This window comes from Vibrio sp. VP6 (assembly GCF_028823755.1).
Taxonomy (GTDB): domain Bacteria; phylum Pseudomonadota; class Gammaproteobacteria; order Enterobacterales; family Vibrionaceae; genus Vibrio; species Vibrio parahaemolyticus.
Window position 1 is genome coordinate 112,077 of sequence record NZ_JAPEID010000014.1, and the last position, 6,184, is coordinate 118,260.

Consider the following 6,184-nt stretch of genomic DNA (forward strand, 5'->3'; position numbering starts at 1 on the left):
CTATTCGTCTTAATAAAGGAGAACCCAAATGGCTGTAATGAAGCAGGATATTCCAAATCGTGTAACGGTTTACCATGACAATATCGACCAAGAACAAGAGCTGAAAAATGCGATGCTGCCAGAGAAACCGCGCTACTTTAACGGTGCTCCGACTTACAAAGCGAACAGCATCGAAGAGTTTGAAAGCAAAATCAGTCAGATAGGTTTGTCTCTCGATAAATAATTTTTCTTTTACTTAAAAACGCCCTCAAAATGAGGGCGCTTTTTTATTCATATGATTGATTTGAATCGTAGGGAGTTAACCTTGTTGTGCACTGCCTTGGCAGACCTGTTTTTGCACTGCTGGTGGCGCGGGCTCGTAATGGCTTAAGGTCATACTAAAGCTGCCTTCACCACCAGTGATGGAGCGTAATCGACGAGCGTAATCTTGCAGCTCATTTACTGGTGACTTGGCTCTGAGTAAGGTGAAGCTGCTGTCGATTGGCTCGGTGCCTTCGATCAAGCCTCGGTTTCCAGATAAATCACCAGAAACATCGCCAACGTTCGCGGTTGGGATGTGCAGTTCCATCTGGACAATGGGTTCTAACACAATAGGATCGGCGTTGTTAATCGCATCTAAAAAAGCTTTCTTACCTGCGATGACAAACGCAATTTCTTTCGAATCGACGGAGTGATATTTACCGTCATAAACGGTGACTTCCACATCCTTAATTGGGTTGCCAGAAATCGCGCCTTCCTCTAACGCTTGCAAAATACCTTTTTCTACAGCAGGAATGAGCGCGGTTGGAATGGCGCCACCCACCACTTTGTTGATGAACTTAAATCCGGCACCACGTTCGAGTGGACGAACCTTCAATTGCACTTCACCAAACTGGCCTGCACCGCCACTTTGTTTTTTGTGTCGATAATGCCCTTCGGCAGGTTTGGTGATGGTTTCAAAGTATTCGACGCTTGGTTGGCAGGTTTCGACGTCCAGTTTGTACACGTTCGCCATCTTTTCTAATGCGACTTTGAGGTGAAACTCCCCTTGTCCGCTGATGATGGTTTCGTTGGTGCGAGCGCGATGTTCGATGCGCAGCGAAGGATCTTCACTGGCAATTTTATTCAGCACATCTCCTAATTTTTGCTCATCTCCACGCTTAAGAGGCTTCAAGCACAAAGAATACATGGAGTCAGGAAGGTCCAACGTTTTGAGTTGAACACCATCTTCTTCGTGAGAGTCATGAACGATTGAATCGAATTCGAGATCATCCACTTTGGCTAAAACGCAGAAGTCGCCCGCAAGCGCACGAGGGATCTCGGTTCTATCTTTGCCCTGCAGTTGACATAAGTGCCCAACTTTAAATGCCTTATTGCTTTCGCCAATATAAAGCTGGCTGCCCGCATTGATTTCACCCTGATACACACGTAAGTAGGCAAGTTTTCCCATGTATGGGTCGACGCTGACTTTGTACACGTGTGCGACGGTGTGCTCTAAGGTTTCGCAATTTACTTTGATTTTTTTGCCGTTCTTTTCCAGTAGAGGAGGGTTACCCTCGTTTGGCATGGGCATGATCTCCGCCAAGGTGCGCAGCAGCAACTCGACGCCCGCGCCGGTTTGTGCTGAGACAAAACAGACCGGAATCACATGTCCAGTTCTCAGTGCTTCTTCAAACGGATCATGCAGTTGCTCTGCGGTGAGTTCGGAGCCTTGTTCCAGATACAGTTCCATCAGTTCTTCATCGACTTCGATAACTTGGTCAATTAAGGTCTCATGAGCTTCATCTACCGTTGCAAGTAAGGTTTCTCGTCCCAATTCTGGTTCGAAATAGCAGTCAACTACAGATTCTCCGTCAGCCGAAGGTAAGTTGATCGGTAAGCAGTGGTCACCAAAATGCTCAACGATGTTCCCCATCAATCTTTCTAACTGATTACCGTGGTTATCGAGCTTATTGATGATGATCATCTGACATTTTTGCTGCTCTTTTGCAAAGGTGAATAAGCGATCGGAAGTTTGGTTAAGTGGTGTTTGAGGGTCGATGACAAGGGCGGATGTTTCAACGGCAGGAAAAACGCTGATCGTACGGCCAAGTAACTCGTTTTGTCCCGGAGTGTCGATGATATTGAGCCGGTGTTTATTCCAGCGCAGTGCGACTGGCGTTGCTTCAATACTGTGTTGATATTGGATGGATTGAGGGTCGAAGTCGGTAACGGTATCGCCTTTTTCTACGCTGCCTAAATGGTGCGTGGCATCGCAGGTGAAGAGCAGTTTTTCTATCAGCGTGGTTTTACCGGTCCCGGTTTGGCCGACAAAAGCGATATTGCGTATTTTGTTGATAGGCATAGAGCCTCCTTGCAAGATGGCGTGAAAAACCTACGAATTGCTAGGAAGTGGGTTGCTATAGAAACCCACGCACTGCATTGGAGTAGGGCGGGATTACCGCCTATTCGTCTTCCATGTCATTTTCCGGATGACTCGATGCATAAGACCACCTTCTTGGACTACTGTAATCTTAGCATGCCGTAATAACCGTATAATTTATGTGACTTATTTCATGATGGGGCTGATTGTTTTTTAATCGAGATCATAAACTCAGAGGTTCTGACTTTTGGAGCAGAACCTCTGGATTGTTTAGGCTATTTGGAAAGAACGATTTCGCCGTCGCGATAAACTAAGCTCGGCGTTACATCTTGTCCGAGCAACACCGGGCCATCAAGATCGACAACGCTTGCCTGAGCAGCAATGGGTAACGCAGCACGCATCGCCAGCGACGTCCCCAACATACAACCGGACATGAGGCTAAAACCGAGTTTTTTTGCATCGTCGGCCAGCAATAATGCTTCACTGAGCCCGCCTGTTTTATCTAGCTTAATATTCACCATCTCGTATTTTCCAAGCAGTTGATGCAATTGCTCTCTGGTGTGACAACTTTCATCGGCGCAAAGTGGAATGGGGTGCGGAATGCTGGCGAGTACGTCGTCGCAGTCTTGTGGCAACGGTTGCTCGATCATGCTGATATTAAACGGTTCGAGTTGATCAAATACCGTCGCGAGGTCGAGGTTTTGCCACGCTTCATTCGCATCTAAGACAATTTGCGCGTGCGGCGCGGCGTCGCGTACTGCTGCAACGCGCTCAATCACGTTTTCACCATCCAGTTTTACCTTTAGCAGTTTTGCGCCTTGGCTAAGGTAAGCTTGCGCCTGTTTGGCCATCGCTTGCGGCGTGTCGATAGAAACCGTCATCGCCGTCACAATCGCCTCGGGTAACGTAAAGAGGTCGTGAACCTGCTGCTTGTGGCTCAAAAGCGCGTGAAGATGCCAAAGGGCGCAATCCAATGCATTTCTTGCCGCCCCTGCGGGCAATAACGATTGAAGCTGGCTTTTGAGAGCCATCACATCAGCTTCGCCTTTGGCGTACAAACTTTGCAGTTCATGCGCGGCGTGAGAAATCGCCTTAATTACCGATTCAACCGATTCATCATAACGTGGGTATGGTGTGCATTCTCCTTGGGCGATCATGCCTCGATGTTCAATTGTCACGCGGACTACGTGGCACTCTGTCCGACTGCCGCGAGAGATGCGAAATGGTGTCGCCATAGCAATCGTGACAGGTTCTACATGAATTTTCATCTCACTAGTTTTCCCTAAACCGCAGTTATTTTATGAACCGTAAATGTTTCCTAAATAGTAAGGATCTTATCTGCAACCGCATCAACGCCAAAACGCACAGGGTCGGTGACGGGCACCTGATATGTGTCGCACCAATCCTGGCATAACTGTGCCGCATCTTCTTCGCTGATCGCCGAAGTGTTTAAGCAAATACCCACTAATTGAGCTTTAGGATTTGTTAGGCGAGTAGCGGCCAGATTCGCTTCTATCGTTTGTTCAATGGTTGGCAAGCTCGCATGTGGTAAGTTGCGGATGTGCGGGCGACCAATCTCATGGCACAGTACCAGAGCGTCCGCTTGTGCGCCGTGAAGTAAGCCCAAACTTACGCCAGCAAACGAAGGGTTAAATAACGAACCTTGCCCTTCGATGATGTCCCAATCGTGGTCAGTGAAGTCAGGGCTGATCGCTTCTACTGCGCCGGAGATAAAATCGGCAACTACGGCATCAATTGAAATGCCACTGCCTGCGATGAGAATTCCGGTTTGACCTGTTGCTTTGAACTTTGCGCGACAGTTTTTACGCTTTAATGCATGCTCAATGGCAAGGGCAGAGTACATTTTGCCAACGGAGCAATCTGTTCCTACAGTAAGTACTCGCTTGCCTGCGCGTGCTTTGCCATTGCCGACCTTGAGCGGGGCCTCATAATGGCGAACATCATACAGTTTGGTTAATCCGCGTTGTTCTAGATCGGCAAGAGGAGCAAATTCCGCCAAACGTTGGTGCATGCCCGATGCAATTTCAAATCCCATTTCTGCCGCTTCAAGTAAGGTTGCTTGCCAAGCTTCGGGAATGACTCCCCCCGGGTTTGCTGTGCCAAGCACCAGCGTTTTTGCTCCTTGTTGCTGCGCTTGTTGTAGTGTCATGTCGGTTAAACCAAGCGATACGGTTTCTGGCGTCAGGCGGATTTGGCCAAGACAAATCTCAGGTCGCCATTGGTAAATGCCACGCGCGGTTTTTGCTGCGAGTGGATCGGTTACATCGCCAAGAAAGAGTAGGTAAGGTTGAGCAATTTGCATGATGGTTCCCTTCGTCATCGTTATTGCTGATTAATGTAGCCAGACTGATTTAGGAAACCGAATGCTTATTTGTTGGACAGGTATAACTTTAAGTTATACCTCTAAACCATCTGTTGTTTTAGGGCGGTGATAAATTGCTTTGTCGCAATGGATTGAGGTGTGTGCTCTGCGAATAAAATAGAGACAGAGAAGGACATGTTTGGCTCCAAAGCATGCACGGAGACGGCATCATCTTGGCGATATTGTTTTGCAGTCCATGGGTCTACAATGGCGAATCCTGCTTGGTGTTTCACCAGTTCAGCCGCCGCGGAGTAGCTGCGTACGGTGATGGCATGTTGATAATGCTCGTCACGCGCTGACAAGGTTTGATGCAACAGCAAGCCCAGAGGGTCTCGGCTATCTAAACCGATAATGGGTAAATCGTGACTGATGAGTTCTTCTAAAATGACGGTTTTTTCTGCGGGTATCGCTGCGCTTTTAGGGGTCCGCTTGGAAAACGGAAAATATCCTACGTTAAGCTCATATTTTAATGGTTTCCATATGTTTCCCTACAAGGATAACTTTCAACTAATTTATAACTTTTGAGCAAGTTTTTGCCCCGACGCTTTAGCTGTTATTCTCTTCTCTGTCAGTGGAGTGAGAGTAGTACATATGGCAACTAGAGAGAAACATCTACAATACGGCAAATCGCTTGGGCTTTGGCAAGGTGGACGAAAAGTGATTGAACCGGACGTGGACAGGCGCATCGAGCGAGTCAAGGCGGCATTAGCGGAGCGTGATGCAGAAGAGTTGCGCCAAAAGAGAGCGGTGCAACAGGAAAATGCGTATGTCAGTGACAGTTTATTGGCTTCTCAAGAGGCTCAGAAACACTCCCCGCAATACGCTGAAGGCAAAAGTATTGCTGAAATCTACGGGATCCCCGCACATACGGAAGGTTTAGCCTCTCAGCTGGCGTTGAGTGATTCTATTGGTTTGCAATGCTCTCTTGAAGAAGAAATGGCGAAGAACCATCAGCATGTAATGATTGTTGATCTTGAGGATGCTCATAAAATTTTGCATAACGTTTGGCTTGATGCTGGTAAAAACGTTGCTGCTCTTGCTATGAGTATCAATACAGTGAAATCATGGCTCAAACATGCGTTTGTGAATGGTACACGCATCAATATGGATGGGAAAAAATATCCGCTTAACTCGTTTAAGTCGATGCAAGCTGGCTTTAGCCCTCAATCTAGGGCTGCAAACTTTAAAGGAGCCGGAGCCTTAACGTTTGTGGTATCGGCCAGCATAGCCACAACCGATTTAATATTTAAGGATGATTATCACCTAGTGGATTGGTTCGGCAATGTTGGCTCTGACATGTTCAAATTTATGCTCCAGAGCGCAGTTGGTGAAGCCGCCTTATTTGCTGCTGCTTTCTTAGGTCAACCCATAATTATCGGTGCAATTGCTGTAACAGCGACATATGTTCTAATTGAATGGGCTTGGGGCGAATACAAAATTTCTCAAACGATAGTTGAAAG

General features: G+C 47.3%; 5 protein-coding genes and 1 pseudogene. 2 read left to right on the forward strand and 4 right to left on the reverse strand.

From position 1 onward, the window contains the following. The first annotated feature begins 28 nt into the window (after positions 1-28). A complete protein-coding gene (locus OU793_RS11470; RefSeq protein WP_005373920.1) occupies positions 29-223 on the forward strand; it encodes a hypothetical protein in 195 nt (64 codons plus the stop codon). Between the two features lie 75 nt (positions 224-298). Here OU793_RS11470 and fusA read toward each other — a convergent pair whose 3' ends face one another. From fusA to OU793_RS11490, 4 genes and pseudogenes are all read right to left on the reverse strand, one after another. Beyond that, complete coding sequence (gene fusA, locus OU793_RS11475; protein WP_274647772.1) at positions 299-2,323, reverse strand: elongation factor G; 2,025 nt, start codon at positions 2,321-2,323, stop codon at positions 299-301. 293 nt (positions 2,324-2,616) lie between these two features. Continuing rightward, positions 2,617-3,609, reverse strand: a complete 993-nt coding sequence (dgcA, locus tag OU793_RS11480; protein ID WP_140103592.1) for an N-acetyl-D-Glu racemase DgcA — start codon at positions 3,607-3,609, stop codon at positions 2,617-2,619. Between the two features lie 50 nt (positions 3,610-3,659). Continuing rightward, positions 3,660-4,664 carry an N-acetyltransferase DgcN gene (gene dgcN / locus OU793_RS11485; protein WP_086582186.1) on the reverse strand — a complete coding sequence of 335 codons (1,005 nt, stop codon included), beginning with the start codon at positions 4,662-4,664 and terminating at the stop codon, positions 3,660-3,662. Between the two features lie 101 nt (positions 4,665-4,765). Next, a pseudogene (locus OU793_RS11490) lies at positions 4,766-5,131 on the reverse strand (LysR substrate-binding domain-containing protein); the annotation flags it as partial. Between the two features lie 184 nt (positions 5,132-5,315). On the opposite strand from OU793_RS11490, the gene OU793_RS11495 reads away from it, so the two are divergent. After that, positions 5,316-6,184: hypothetical protein (locus OU793_RS11495; protein ID WP_274647773.1), on the forward strand; the 869-nt coding region annotated here is incomplete at its 3' end.

What these genes read in the sequence shown, in the direction of transcription:
- OU793_RS11470 (WP_005373920.1), top strand. Translation starts at nt 29, where the DNA reads ATGGCTGTAATGAAGCAGGATATTCCAAATCGTGTAACGGTTTACCAT.
- fusA (WP_274647772.1), bottom strand. Translation starts at nt 2,323, where the DNA reads ATGCCTATCAACAAAATACGCAATATCGCTTTTGTCGGCCAAACCGGG.
- dgcA (WP_140103592.1), bottom strand. Translation starts at nt 3,609, where the DNA reads ATGAAAATTCATGTAGAACCTGTCACGATTGCTATGGCGACACCATTT.
- dgcN (WP_086582186.1), bottom strand. Translation starts at nt 4,664, where the DNA reads ATGCAAATTGCTCAACCTTACCTACTCTTTCTTGGCGATGTAACCGAT.